At 44.9% G+C, this 12706-nt stretch carries 12 protein-coding genes, 2 tRNA genes and 1 riboswitch; of the genes, 4 read left to right on the top strand and 10 right to left on the bottom strand.

The features are described 5' to 3' along the window. Positions 1-17 precede the first annotated feature (17 nt). The gene (trxA, locus tag NCY57_RS10050) at positions 18-317 is read right to left on the bottom strand and encodes a thioredoxin (protein ID WP_021651804.1); all 300 of its coding nucleotides are present in this window, start codon (positions 315-317) and stop codon (positions 18-20) included. Positions 318-366: 49 nt separating this feature from the next. Beyond that, positions 367-1269, bottom strand: coding sequence for an NAD(P)/FAD-dependent oxidoreductase (locus NCY57_RS10045; protein WP_173740236.1), 903 nt, complete (start codon positions 1267-1269; stop codon positions 367-369). A 311-nt stretch (positions 1270-1580) separates the two neighbouring features. Here NCY57_RS10045 and NCY57_RS10040 point away from each other — a divergent pair, with 311 nt between their 5' ends. Both NCY57_RS10040 and NCY57_RS10035 read left to right on the top strand, forming a co-directional pair. Next, positions 1581-2765: an iron-containing alcohol dehydrogenase gene (locus NCY57_RS10040; RefSeq protein WP_250789634.1), complete on the top strand. Its 1185-nt coding sequence runs from the start codon at positions 1581-1583 to the stop codon at positions 2763-2765. Positions 2766-2895: 130 nt separating this feature from the next. Next, positions 2896-2968 (top strand) — tRNA-Phe (locus tag NCY57_RS10035). 104 nt (positions 2969-3072) lie between these two features. On the opposite strand, the gene NCY57_RS10030 is transcribed toward NCY57_RS10035, so the two are convergent. Then, entirely contained in the window at positions 3073-4152 is a 1080-nt protein-coding gene (locus NCY57_RS10030) for a 3D domain-containing protein (RefSeq protein WP_044961645.1), read from the bottom strand. 162 nt (positions 4153-4314) lie between these two features. Here NCY57_RS10030 and NCY57_RS10025 point away from each other — a divergent pair, with 162 nt between their 5' ends. Both NCY57_RS10025 and NCY57_RS10020 read left to right on the top strand, forming a co-directional pair. Next, positions 4315-5004, top strand: coding sequence for a lysozyme family protein (locus NCY57_RS10025; RefSeq protein WP_044961647.1), 690 nt, complete (start codon positions 4315-4317; stop codon positions 5002-5004). Positions 5005-5170: 166 nt separating this feature from the next. Then, a tRNA-Gly gene (locus tag NCY57_RS10020) sits at positions 5171-5243 on the top strand. A 164-nt stretch (positions 5244-5407) separates the two neighbouring features. On the opposite strand, the gene NCY57_RS10015 is transcribed toward NCY57_RS10020, so the two are convergent. From NCY57_RS10015 to groES, 7 genes are all read right to left on the bottom strand, one after another. After that, positions 5408-6592 (bottom strand): phosphoribosylaminoimidazolecarboxamide formyltransferase, encoded by a 1185-nt coding sequence (locus NCY57_RS10015; protein ID WP_110103451.1) that lies wholly within the window; start codon positions 6590-6592, stop codon positions 5408-5410. A gap of 38 nt (positions 6593-6630) precedes the next feature. Next, entirely contained in the window at positions 6631-7344 is a 714-nt protein-coding gene (locus tag NCY57_RS10010; RefSeq protein WP_015524355.1) for an IMP cyclohydrolase, read from the bottom strand. A gap of 86 nt (positions 7345-7430) precedes the next feature. Then, a riboswitch (ZMP/ZTP riboswitch) is annotated at positions 7431-7512 on the bottom strand. Positions 7513-7609: 97 nt separating this feature from the next. After that, positions 7610-8326 carry a peptidoglycan recognition protein family protein gene (locus NCY57_RS10005; RefSeq protein ID WP_244092829.1) on the bottom strand — a complete coding sequence of 239 codons (717 nt, stop codon included), beginning with the start codon at positions 8324-8326 and terminating at the stop codon, positions 7610-7612. A gap of 112 nt (positions 8327-8438) precedes the next feature. After that, the gene (gene guaB / locus NCY57_RS10000) at positions 8439-9893 is read right to left on the bottom strand and encodes an IMP dehydrogenase (protein WP_021975900.1); all 1455 of its coding nucleotides are present in this window, start codon (positions 9891-9893) and stop codon (positions 8439-8441) included. 67 nt (positions 9894-9960) lie between these two features. Next, positions 9961-10464: a DUF6106 family protein gene (locus tag NCY57_RS09995; protein WP_021975899.1), complete on the bottom strand. Its 504-nt coding sequence runs from the start codon at positions 10462-10464 to the stop codon at positions 9961-9963. Positions 10465-10581: 117 nt separating this feature from the next. Beyond that, the gene (gene groL / locus NCY57_RS09990) at positions 10582-12201 is read right to left on the bottom strand and encodes a chaperonin GroEL (RefSeq protein WP_021975898.1); all 1620 of its coding nucleotides are present in this window, start codon (positions 12199-12201) and stop codon (positions 10582-10584) included. Positions 12202-12248: 47 nt separating this feature from the next. Then, the gene (gene groES / locus NCY57_RS09985; protein ID WP_021651813.1) at positions 12249-12533 is read right to left on the bottom strand and encodes a co-chaperone GroES; all 285 of its coding nucleotides are present in this window, start codon (positions 12531-12533) and stop codon (positions 12249-12251) included. Positions 12534-12706: the final 173 nt, after the last annotated feature.

Here is a 12706-nt window from a genome sequence, read left to right as displayed (position 1 = left end):
TCTGTTTTCTGTTTTGGTTACTGAAGCGCTGCCTCAAGCTCTGTCTTTGATGTCAGTCCCACAAAACGTGCGGTCTCTTTTCCTTCTTTGAATACCAACAGTGTGGGGATACTCATGATCTTGTACTGCTGTGCCAGTGATGGCTCTTTGTCTACGTCAACCTTGCCAACCTCATATCCGGCTTCTGCAAGCTCTTCCACGACCGGAGCCTGACGTCTGCATGGTCCGCACCAGGTTGCCCAAAAATCTACCAGTACCGGCTTTTCTGCCTTTAATACCTCTGTTTCAAAATTGTCTGTTGTAAAAACTTTTGCCATGATAAAATTCCTCCTTGATCCTGTATTTATTTTTAGTATCAGCTTATGCTTACGCCTTCAGAAGCTTCCGCACATACTGACAGGCGGAAAGTCCTGCCTGGGCACCGTCATGAACAGCTTTTGCCACCTGGAGAAGTCCACCGGTGCAATCACCCGCTGCATACAGTCCCGGAACTGTAGTCTCCATCTCTTCATTGACCCGAATATTTCCTTTTTCATTCAGTTCCGCTCCGATCTGGCGGGCCATCTCCGAGCTTCCGGCTGTACCAAGTGCTACAAAGACTCCCTCTGCCGGCACAAAAGAATCTGCTCCGGTACCTGCTTCCTGCATGGACACATCACTTTTTAGGCGGATGCCGGAAACACGCTCATCCCCTTCGATCGCCTGGATCTTCATGGTGTTAACCGGAAGCGGATTTTCTCTTGAAAATTCCGGTTTCTTTCCATCTGTAAAGATCGTCACACGGGAAGCGGTATGGGAAAGTTCTTCTGCTTCATGAAGAGCAAAATCACTGTTTCCAAGCACTGCCACTTCTTTTCCTCTGTAAAAAAATGCGTCACATACTGCGCAGTAACTGACACCTTTTCCCTCAAATTCCTTTACTCCCGGAATCCTGGCAGAAGCTCTCCTGCTTCCGGTTGCCAGGATCACGCTGCGTGCCTCAAAATCTCCTGCGGTAGTTTTCACCTCAAAAGTATCAAAACCACCCATTCCCACAACCTGGTCATCCAGGATCCGTACTCCAAGTGCTCTTGCCTGGGCAAGACCTCTTTCGAAAAGCTCTCTGCCGGACAGCGGCTGCTCCAGTCCGTAATAGTTCTCGATCTTCTCCGCTTTTTCCAGTGAACCGATCCCTGTATTTATGATCAGCGGATCCATATTTCCTCTTGCCGCATAAAGTGCTGCCGAGATCCCAGCCGGACCTGCTCCTATGATAATGATATTCTCCATTTCAGACACCTGCTTTCTTCTTCGTTTGGATCTGTTCTATAATATACGCTTCGCATTAGTCTGTTTCTGTGATCAGGTCACTTTTCCTTCACAGAAGTCATTATATCACATTCCCCCAAAATTACACCTTTTTTTCAATAGCTTTTATTTGCGTCTGTTTCTCTTCTATGCTATTATTATAACGACTTTAACCAATTAAATGAATCAAGATGATACCCCTGCGGGATCATAAATATCTGCTTGACCTGTAAGGAAACAGATTCGTTATATTTATCAATAGATCATGAATCATAAAAAGGAGCCTAATCTCTATGAGAAATTTTGAATATTTTACCCCTACCCGGGTTATTTTCGGAAAAGATACACACCTTAAGATCGGCACTGTTCTAAAAGAGCAGAACTGCAACAAAGTACTGATCCATTATGGCAGCCACAGTGCAGTAAGCTCCGGTCTGATCGATGAGATCCGATCTTCTCTGGATGAAGCTGGAATTCCCTATGTCACTCTTGGCGGTGTGGTTCCCAATCCCCGTCTCTCCAAGGTACGTGAGGGTATTGAGCTTTGCCGCAAAGAACAGGTTGATTTTCTTTTGGCTGTTGGCGGTGGCAGCGTTATTGATTCCTGCAAGGCCATCGGCTATGGACTTGCCAATCCGGATACAGATGTATGGAATTTTTTTCTCCGCACCGAAACCCCAAAAGCCTGTCTTCCTGTAGGCGTTATCCTGACGATCGCAGCTTCCGGAAGTGAAATGAGCGGATCCTGTGTGATCACCAATGAAGAGGGCTGGCTGAAACGGAGTAGTGCCCGCAACGATCTGTGCCGCCCACGTTTTGCTATTTTAAATCCCCGCCTCACCTATACCCTGCCGCAATATCAGACCGAAAGCGGCTGTGTGGATATCCTGATGCATACTATGGAACGGTACTTTGTAAATATCGAAACCATGGAGATCACCGACAGTATCAGCGAATCTCTGATGCAGACCGTGATCTATAACTCCCGGATCCTGATGAAGGAGACGGATAATTATACTGCACGGGCAGAGATCATGTGGGCCGGCAGTCTTTCCCACAATGGACTTACCGGCTGCGGAACCGGCGGTGGTGACTGGGCCTGTCACCAGCTGGAGCATGAACTGGGCGGCACCTACGATGTGGCTCACGGAGCCGGTCTTGCCGCTTTGTGGGGAAGCTGGGCACGTTACGTTTATGATGCAAATCCGGAACGCTTTGCCCAGTTTGCAGTCAATATCTTTGACATTCCCTGCAGTACCGACTTCAACAAAACTGCTCTTGCCGGCATAGAAGCCATGGAAGACTATTTCCGTTCCATCCAGATGCCTACCAGCCTTCATGAGCTTGGTCTTGATCTTACAGAAAAGGAGATTCATGATCTGGCGTTTAAATGCAGCTTTGAAGACACCCGTACCATCGGTGTGTTCAAACAGCTGAACATGAAAGATATGGAAAAAATCTATCTTGCTGCCAGATAAATCTGTAGCCATAATATTGCAGATGTTTTTTTGAAAATCAGATTTTTCAGAAAAACATCTGCTTTTTTTATTTTTTCCTTGCATTCTCTACATAAATGTGTTAAAGTAACAAAGTACTCGAAAGAGACATGCCCAGATAGCTCAGTTGGTAGAGCAGAGGACTGAAAATCCTCGTGTCGCTGGTTCGATTCCGGCTCTGGGCATTATTTTTTTACTCTGATCGCAGAATAGCCTCTGCTGGTCAGAGTTTTTTTATACAAAAAACTGCTGCAAATCCCTTGTGGAATCTACAGCAGTCTTTTTCTGATCACTGAAGCAAATAAACTTCTGTATAAAACACGCCCTTCTGCTCTGCTTCGGAGTGTGTTGCCACATATACATCAATGCAATTGGTCCGGATCGCTCCTCCGCAGTCCTCTGCAACATAAACCTGTCCATTGATCACTACTTTGGAACCGTATGGGATCTGACTCGGATCCACTGCGATCGTACGGTTGGTAGTGGCCGTTACTCCTGTGGAAGTAATTCCATTCGCCCATGGTCCGCAACAGATGCTGCACGGACAATAATGCGTGATCCGGAATGTTCCCAGTGGTTTCAGTGTCGCGTCCGAAGATACTGATACCGGCGTTCCGATCTGTACGCCAGATGCGGTACTTCCGGAACCACCTGTGGAAGTTACACCATCTACCGCATCCGCAAAAACGCCCTCCCCGGAACTCTTAGTAAGGGATCCTGCTTTTGTATTCTTTTCCTGCTCTGCCTTGGCCACTTCCGTAGCCTGATAACCTTCCAGGCAGCTGGTCGGAATATAGCCGACGTGATCTGAACCACTGTCATCTGTGTAAACGATCCTGCTCCAGATAGCATCTACCGTACCTGTTCTTTTCAGCTCATCATCCTGAAGGACCTCTCCTACAACCTCTCCGTCCTTCTTGCCGGGATAATCCAGGATATCACTGTCCTGTGCCGCTGTAACTGTATCTGTAAATTTATTTACGATCTCCGTATCACTGAGCACGCTGTCCGAAACATAACCGATGATCTTGTCCTCACCTTTCTTTTGGAAGGTCACCTTGCTCCAGCCATTGTCACAGACTGCAATTCTTTCAAGTTTCGTTCCCAGGATCACAGAACGCAGCTCTGTACCACTGTCTCCCGGATTGGACCGGATTTCCGTATTTTTCGCTGTAACATAAAGCGTATCACTCTTCGCCAAAACATTTACTGTATTTCCCGCCCCATCATCGATCTGAAACTGCTGAGGTGTTTTTTTCTCCTTTGTATATGTATCCAGTGTTGCTTCATATCCCAGTACCTCTGCTGATACGGATGCAGGGAAAAGCATAGAAGCACATAAAATAATTGCCAGAAGCTTTTTTCGCATGAAATCTTGCCTCCTTTCTTCCGGCATTCTACGGTTTGTCCCGACTATCATAGCATATCAGATCATATTTTGCAATTTCACAGGACAGTCTTCAGAAATTTTTAACAAAAAGATCATATTTTTTAACTGGTCAAATCTATCCGTAACGGATACAATACTTATATGAATACAAAACACAAGAAACCAACCCTTACTAAAAAACAGCGCCACAAACTCCGTGTACAGCAGGTGCGAAGGCAGAAGATCTTTCTGACATGTCTTTTTCTGCTGATCGTGGGCTGTATCCTTCTGCGTTTTTCCAAATTTTCCGGCAGGCAGAAGGAAACCCATCAGATCAATGCAGCCTGTGAAGCTTATCGCGATGAGGTTTCCAGCGAAGCAGCACAATATGATATGTCCGACTATGTAGACCTGATCCTGGCTGTGATGATGCAGGAAAGCTCCGGACAGGGTACCGATCCCATGCAGTCCTCAGAAGGAGCCTACAACACCAGATATCCTCAGCAGCCCAATGGTATCACAGATCCTTCTTACTCTATTTCCTGTGGCATCCAGGAACTGAAATATGCTCTGGAAAAGGCCGTCTGTACCGGTCCGACTGATCTTTCCAAAATCCGTCTGGCTCTGCAGGCATACAATTTCGGAGCCGATTCCTATTTTGCTTATCTGGAAGAAAACGGTCAGACTGTGTGGACGGCCCAAAGTGCTCAGGCCTTTGCTCAGATGGCAAGCGGCGGCACACAACGTGATGAAGATGATCCCCTTCATGATCCTGCCGGTCCATGGGACTATGGTGACCAATACTATCCGGATCATGTTTTGCGCTATTACCACTTAGACAATAACTCATAAACCACCGAAATATTGTCATATACAAGTTCTATTTCAGACGTCTGGAATAAACTTTATATGTTGTGTATAATTTCAAAAAAATTCCAAAAAACATTTGACAGAATATAAAATCTATGCTAATATATGTCTTGTCGCTGAGGGAAACACTTGAAACGATAAGACATATGCGATAGTGGCGTAGTTGGTAACGCGCGACCTTGCCAAGGTCGAGACCGCGGGTTCGAGCCCCGTCTATCGCTCTTCAGAACTCTGAGTTTTTCAGAGTTCTTTTTTATTTTTAAAACTATCCTTTTTCGATCAAAAAGTCCCGGGTCTGATCTCTTTTTTCCAGAAATTCAGATTCGGGACTTTATATTTTTTATCTTTTATTTCAGCTGCATATCATGGCCAAGGCATGCATCTTTTAGTGGTGGAAAAGGCGGATTCCTGTAAATGCCATCACCATTCCATACTTATTACATGTATCGATAACTGCGTCATCACGTACAGATCCACCCGGCTCTGCAATATATTTTACACCGCTCTTATATGCGCGCTCGATATTATCACTGAATGGGAAGAATGCATCGGATCCCAGTGTCACGCCGGTAAGACCATCCAGCCATGCTCTCTTCTCTTCTTTTGTGAACACTTCCGGCTTCTCTGTGAATGTCTTTTCCCATGCACCATCTGCAAGGACATCCATATATTCCTCACCAATGTAAACATCAATGGCATTATCTCTCTCCGCACGTGTGATCGTGTCTTTAAACGGAAGCTCCAGTACTTTCGGACACTGACGGAGATACCAGTTATCTGCCTTCTGACCTGCAAGGCGTGTACAATGTACACGGGACTGCTGTCCTGCACCAACGCCGATAGCCTGTCCGTCCTTAACAAAGCATACAGAATTGGACTGTGTATATTTCAGGATGATCAGAGAAACCTTCATATCTCTCTTGGCTTCTTCCGTAAGCTCTTTATTCTCTGTTACAATATTGGAGATCAGCGCATCATCAATTGCCAGCTCCTGGCGGCCCTGCTCAAAGGTGACTCCAAATACCTGTTTGTGCTCCAAAGGTTCTGGAACATAGTTTTCATCGATCTGGATCACATTGTAATTGCCTTTTTTCTTCTGCTTCAGAATTTCAAGAGCCTCCTCTGTATATCCTGGTGCGATCACACCATCAGAAACCTCTCTCTTGATCAGCATTGCGGTATCTTTGTCGCAGACATCAGAAAGAGAAATAAAATCACCAAATGATGACATACGATCTGCACCTCTTGCTCTTGCATACGCACATGCAAGCGGGGAAAAATTCTTCCAGTCCATATCACCTACCCAGTAGATCTTTGCCAGTGTCTCATTCAGCGGAAGTCCGATGGAAGCACCTGCCGGAGATACATGCTTAAATGAAGTTGCTGCCGGAAGTCCGGTTGCTTTCTTAAGGTCACGTACCAGCTGCCAGCCATTAAAGGCATCCAGGAAGTTGATGTATCCTGGTCTTCCGGAGAGTACCTGGATCGGAAGCTCACTTCCATCTGCCATATAGATCTTTGATGGTTTCTGATTTGGGTTACATCCGTATTTTAACTGTAATTCTTTCATGAAAAAGCTCCTCCGTTCTCTGTGATATCCCTATTTTCTTATTTATTCTTGTTTACGATCCTGGATTCATATTTTCCTGTCTCAATGTCAATAAAACGAACAAAGAGAGAAACTTTATTATCCTGGTTCAGGCTCTTCCAGAGGAGATCCGTAAACTCATCAATATCGCTTGGGATCTCTACCAGCTTCGGCTCTCCCTCGAAACTTGGAAGTGGATTTCCATCGCATTTATAAGTATGGATAAAACGTCCCTGTCCTGCCGCCGCATTCTCATAGGCAAATGTATAACGAAGACAGGAATCCGGATTTCCGTTATTGCTCTTTAAAATAGACATCGCATAATTGAATTTACCGTCTTCAACATGAAGAACACCTGAAATACGAGGTGTATAGTTCGGCGCATCCGGCTCAAACTCTCTGCTGCGGAGAGACTGTTCAAAGGTGAGCTGTCTGTCCATTCCCTCATAGATCGTATCTGTCTGATCACCGTTTGTTACGATGGTCTTATTTCCAAGGACACGTACCGGTGCATAAATGATCAGGCTCGGGTCTGTAAGCTTGGACGGATCAAAAGCCTGTGTACGGATTCCTTCCCCATCCTCAACAAAAATACGGTTTCTGCTGTTCTCGCTTCTTCCCATAATAAAATATGCAGTAACTGCATGTTTCCCGTCAGCGGAACGTCCGATCACAATTCCTCTTCCCGGATAGGAATTTTCTTTCAGTTCTTTTTCAAGTGAAAATGTCGTCATTTTTCACAGTCCTCCTTGTCTAATGTAAGGCCCGGGGCTTATCCCAGGATATGAACGGTAACAAAAAACCGCCTGGACACCCCTTATCAGGCTGCCCAGGCGGTCGGCTTCTCACTTCACTGCACTCCCTGTAGGTAATCCTACTTTCCGCCAGTCATGCAGCTTCTGCTGTTATACTACAATACTTCTTCTTAATTTTCAAGCCCCTATTTTCAGAAATTATTTTTCCAGACTTCTTGTTGCTCACAAAATAAACAATAACACTTTATTTCCCCTGTAATGCATAATCTGTCTGGATCTGTGCTGCAATGTCTGATTTCATCTGGATCCATGCATCGGGATTTTCCACGTAATACTTCGGACAGTCTTTACCTGTGACATCATAATGACGGATCACCTGATCCGAAGTCAGTCCAAAGCGTGTACAAAGCCACGCTGTCAGCTTTACCGCCGAATCATAGGTTGCTGTATTAAACTGCCCTGTTTCATCCGGATGGCAGCATTCAATGGATATGGTATCTACATTTCTGGAATTTGTGGCATAGGATATTTCTGAAGTGGGAATACATTGTACCACTTCTCCCTCCAAACCTATCACAAAATGACTGCTGACTTTGTTGTCCTGCGTTATCGCAAGATTTTCAAAATAATTCCGGTTGGATACGGCAGTAGATCCCGGATTGGCCGTATAATGAATGGCTATATAATTTACCTGTTCCATAGAAATCTGTGGTCTGGAATAGGAATTCGGTGTCAGAAGCTCCACATCAATAAAAGGTGCTCCTTCTGCCTGCCATTGTTCCGGTCCGCCATTTCCGCTGGCATTCCCGGATATTTCTTCCTGTCCGGACTGAGTTTCACTCTGTTCCATGCGCATCTCAAAAAATGCGTATCCTAACGCACACGCAGCAAAAGCAACGATCACAATGATACATATCAACACAATCCTCTGCAGGATCTTGATCGGGTTCTTTTTTCTCAAAGACTTCTTTTTTCTTCTGGAAGACCCGGAGGAAGTTTTCTTTACGGAAACAGGCCGCCCGCTATGGGACGGCCTGGGTGACTTTTTACCGGTCTTACCTTTTTTTCCTTTATTATTCATCTACACTGTAGTTTGGAGCCTCTTTTGTGATGTGGATGTCATGTGGATGTGACTCTTTAAGAGATGCAGCTGAAATCTTGATGAATCTGCCTGTTGTCTTAAGCTTCTCAATATTTTCTGCTCCACAGTAACCCATACCGGATCTTAAACCACCGATCAGCTGGAATACGGTATCCTCAACGTGTCCTTTATACGCAACACGACCCTCAACACCCTCCGGCACAAGCTTCTTTGCATTCTCCTGGAAATAACGATCCTTGCTGCCGTTCTCCATAGCTGCAATAGATCCCATTCCACGGTATACTTTATATTTTCTTCCCTGATAGAGCTCGAATGTTCCCGGGCTCTCATCGCATCCAGCAAACATGCTGCCCATCATGCAGACATTGGCGCCTGCCGCGATAGCCTTGGTGATGTCTCCGGAATACTTGATTCCACCATCTGCGATGATCGGGATTCCGTAGCTGTTGGCTACTTCATAGCAATCCATAACAGCAGTAACCTGCGGTACACCGATACCTGCAACAACACGTGTGGTACAGATAGATCCAGGTCCGATACCAACTTTAACTGCATCTACACCAGCTTCGATCAGTGCCTTGGTAGCTGCTCCTGTTGCAACGTTACCTGCGATAACCTGAAGTTCCGGATATGCAGCCTTGATCTCGCGGACTGCTTTTAAGATATTCTCAGAATGACCATGTGCGGAATCAATTACGATTACATCCACATTCGCTTTCACAAGTGCATCTACACGTGCAAGTACATTGGCTGTGATACCAACTGCCGCACCACAGAGAAGACGTCCCTGTGCATCCTTGGCTGCAAGCGGATATTTGATCTGTTTCTCGATATCCTTGATGGTAATGAGTCCTTTTAAATTAAAGTCGTCATCTACAATGGGTAATTTCTCCTTACGGGATTTCGCAAGGATCTTCTTGGCATCCTCAAGTGTGATTCCTTCCTTGGCTGTGATCAGTCCTTCAGAAGTCATGCACTCCTTGATCTTTCTGCTGAAATCTGTCTCAAATTTAAGATCACGGTTTGTGATAATACCTACAAGCTTTCTGCCTTCTGTGATCGGAACACCGGAAATACGGTATTTCGCCATCAGATCATTGGCATCTTTCAGTGTATGCTCCGGTGAAAGATAAAATGGATCTGTAATAACACCGTTCTCAGAACGTTTAACCTTATCAACCTCTTCTGCCTGTGCTTCGATGGACATATTCTTGTGGATGATACCGATACCACCCTGTCTGGCCATGGCAATTGCCATTCTGTGCTCTGTAACTGTGTCCATTCCCGCACTCATCATGGGGATATTCAGCTTTACTTTCTTGGTTAAATACGTTGAAACATCTACCTGATTCGGAATCACTTTAGAATAAGCCGGAACCAGAAGGACGTCATCAAACGTAATGCCTTCACCAATAATAGTACCCATTGCATTTCCTCCCTTGTGTAAGATATTTTAAATTTGTGAACTAGTGTAACAAAAAACAAGATTCATGTCAATCCAAAAAAACTTTACTTGGTGCAGAATTTTTCATGGTATTTGCAAGTGCGTCATCCAGTTCCAGGATCACTTTGCAGGTTTCTCCACTGTCTCTTATGATCATTGCATAGCGTTTATGATCCTCAATTCCTGATGAAAAATCATACTCTTTCATCTTCTGATTGCCATTATAATAGTCCATTCTGTGGGACTTTAATGGTGCCACAAGGTCTGCCTCCGCAAGCTGGAGCGATTTCACTCTTTTCCTTTTTGATTTTGACATGATCATATCAATGTCCAGTTCTCCGTTAACAAACAGATACTCGTACTCCAGATCTGTCTTCGGTATTACAAAATAACATGCAATACCAAGTGCAATAGCCGGTACCAGCAAAAGTACATTCAGCACAAGGCCTCCCAGGACCATGATCACCGTCAGCGCTATCAGACCGTATTTCACAACCAGATCTTTCGCTGTCTGCTTCTTTTTTACCAGAAGCTCTGAATATAAGTCACTCATTTGTTTCTTCCTTTCGTAATTTACTGACTTTTTGATTATAACACAAAAAGAGAGCCGCGTCTATGGCGCAGGCCCTCTCATTTTGTGAATTAATTATTTCACCTGCTCAGCTGATAATTACATCATTCCCATTCCCGGGTTTGCAGCCGGAGCCGGAGTATCTTCTTTGATTGTGGAAACTACAGCCTCTGTTGTAAGGAGTGTAGATGCAACACTTGTAGCATTCTGAAGAGCACTTCTTGTAACCTTAGCCGGATCAAGGATTCCGTTCTCAACCATGTTTACGTATTTCTCATTGAGAGCATCGAAGCCTGTACCGATCTCAGACTCTCTTACTTTGTTGATAATAACAGCGCCTTCCAGTCCTGCGTTTGCAGCGATGTGGAACAGCGGAGCCTCAAGAGCTTTCAGGATCACATAAGCACCTGTCTTCTCATCTCCTTCAAGTGTTGTTGCAAGTTTTGCAACCTCTTTGGAAGCATGGATGTAAGCAGATCCGCCACCTGCGATGATACCTTCCTCAACAGCTGCTCTTGTTGCTGCAAGAGCATCCTCAAGACGAAGTTTTGCTTCTTTCATCTCTGTCTCAGTAGCAGCACCTACACGGATAACAGCTACGCCGCCAGCCAGTTTTGCAAGTCTCTCCTGAAGTTTCTCTTTATCGAACTCGGATTTTGTCTCCTCGATCTGCGCACGGATCTGTGCAACACGTTTTGCAATGGCATCTTTGTCACCGAGACCATCAACGATAACTGTGTTCTCTTTTGCAACTTTAACAGATTTTGCACGTCCAAGCTGCTCCATCTTAGCTTCTTTCAGGTCAAGACCAAGCTCATCGGAGATCACCTGTCCGCCTGTCAGGATCGCGATATCCTGAAGCATCTCTTTTCTTCTGTCACCATAGCCAGGAGCTTTTACAGCTACTACCTGGAAGGTTCCTCTCAGTTTGTTGACGATCAGAGTTGTAAGGGCCTCACCCTCAACATCCTCTGCAATGATGAGAAGCTTTGCACCAGCCTGAACAACCTGCTCAAGAAGTGGAAGGATCTCCTGGATATTGCTGATCTTCTTGTCTGTGATCAGGATGTACGGATCATCAAGAGTTGCCTCCATTTTCTCCATATCTGTGGACATGTATGCGGAAATATATCCACGGTCAAACTGCATACCTTCTACAAGGTCAAGCTCTGTATGCATGGTCTTGGACTCCTCAACAGTGATAACACCGTCTTTGGAAACTTTCTCCATAGCATCAGCAACAAGCTGTCCAACCTGCTCATCACTTGCAGAGATTGCTGCTACGTTAGCGATCTGCTCTTTGCCGTTGATTGCCTGGCTCATGTTCTTGATCGCTTCTACTGCAACATCTGTTGCTTTTTTCATACCTTTTCTGAGGATGATCGGGTTGGCACCTGCTGCCAGGTTCTTCATTCCCTCATGTACCATTGCCTGTGCAAGTACAGTCGCTGTTGTAGTACCATCACCAGCTACATCGTTTGTCTTGGATGCAACCTCTTTGATGATCTGAGCACCCATATTCTCGAATCCGTCCTCAAGCTCGATCTCTTTTGCAATGGAAACACCATCGTTTGTGATAAGCGGAGCACCGAAAGATTTGTCAAGTACTACATTTCTTCCTTTCGGTCCAAGTGTTACTCTTACTGTATCTGCAAGTTTATTTACACCAGCTTCAAGTGCTGCTCTTGCTTCTGCGCCGTATTTGATCTCTTTTGCCATGATAAAATGACCTCCTATTTATATTGATATACGATAAGATGTTTATATTATTTAATAACTGCCAGGATATCTTCCTGTTTTACAATGATGTAATCCGTACCATCCATCTTAACTTCTGTTCCTGCATATTTGGAGTAAATAACAGTGTTTCCGACTTCTACTTCCATCTTTACTTCTTTGCCATTTACAACTCCGCCAGGACCAACTGCGATAACTTCTGCCTGCTGTGGTTTCTCCTGTGCCTGTCCCGGAAGTACGATTCCGGATGCTGTTGTCTCTTCTGCTTCAACCTGTTTTAATACTACTCTGTCGCCTAAAGGTACTAACTTCATGATCTATGTTCCTCCTTTATAAGTTCCATCTTCGTCTGCTAGCACTCACTTTATACGAGTGCTAATCACTATGGCTATATTAGTGAATTTCACATATTTTCGCAACCCTTTTAAGATATGGTTTTTCTATATTATTCTGATTTTATCTCTTTTATACTCTTGTTTTCTCTTGT

The organism is Blautia sp. MB18-30 (assembly GCF_023669475.1).
In the GTDB taxonomy this organism is placed as follows: Bacteria; Bacillota; Clostridia; order Lachnospirales; family Lachnospiraceae; genus Blautia_A; species Blautia_A fusiformis.
The sequence above is the reverse complement of the archived record's forward strand: the minus strand, read 5'-3'. Positions and strand labels throughout refer to the sequence as shown.

Coding starts and splice junctions, on each gene's coding strand:
- trxA (WP_021651804.1), bottom strand. CDS start 317: ATGGCAAAAGTTTTTACAACAGACAATTTTGAAACAGAGGTATTAAAG.
- NCY57_RS10025 (WP_044961647.1), top strand. CDS start 4,315: ATGAATACAAAACACAAGAAACCAACCCTTACTAAAAAACAGCGCCAC.
- NCY57_RS10040 (WP_250789634.1), top strand. CDS start 1,581: ATGAGAAATTTTGAATATTTTACCCCTACCCGGGTTATTTTCGGAAAA.
- NCY57_RS09995 (WP_021975899.1), bottom strand. CDS start 10,464: ATGAGTGACTTATATTCAGAGCTTCTGGTAAAAAAGAAGCAGACAGCG.
- NCY57_RS10030 (WP_044961645.1), bottom strand. CDS start 4,152: ATGCGAAAAAAGCTTCTGGCAATTATTTTATGTGCTTCTATGCTTTTC.
- NCY57_RS10045 (WP_173740236.1), bottom strand. CDS start 1,269: ATGGAGAATATCATTATCATAGGAGCAGGTCCGGCTGGGATCTCGGCA.
- NCY57_RS10015 (WP_110103451.1), bottom strand. CDS start 6,592: ATGAAAGAATTACAGTTAAAATACGGATGTAACCCAAATCAGAAACCA.
- NCY57_RS10010 (WP_015524355.1), bottom strand. CDS start 7,344: ATGACGACATTTTCACTTGAAAAAGAACTGAAAGAAAATTCCTATCCG.
- groES (WP_021651813.1), bottom strand. CDS start 12,533: ATGAAGTTAGTACCTTTAGGCGACAGAGTAGTATTAAAACAGGTTGAA.
- groL (WP_021975898.1), bottom strand. CDS start 12,201: ATGGCAAAAGAGATCAAATACGGCGCAGAAGCAAGAGCAGCACTTGAA.
- guaB (WP_021975900.1), bottom strand. CDS start 9,893: ATGGGTACTATTATTGGTGAAGGCATTACGTTTGATGACGTCCTTCTG.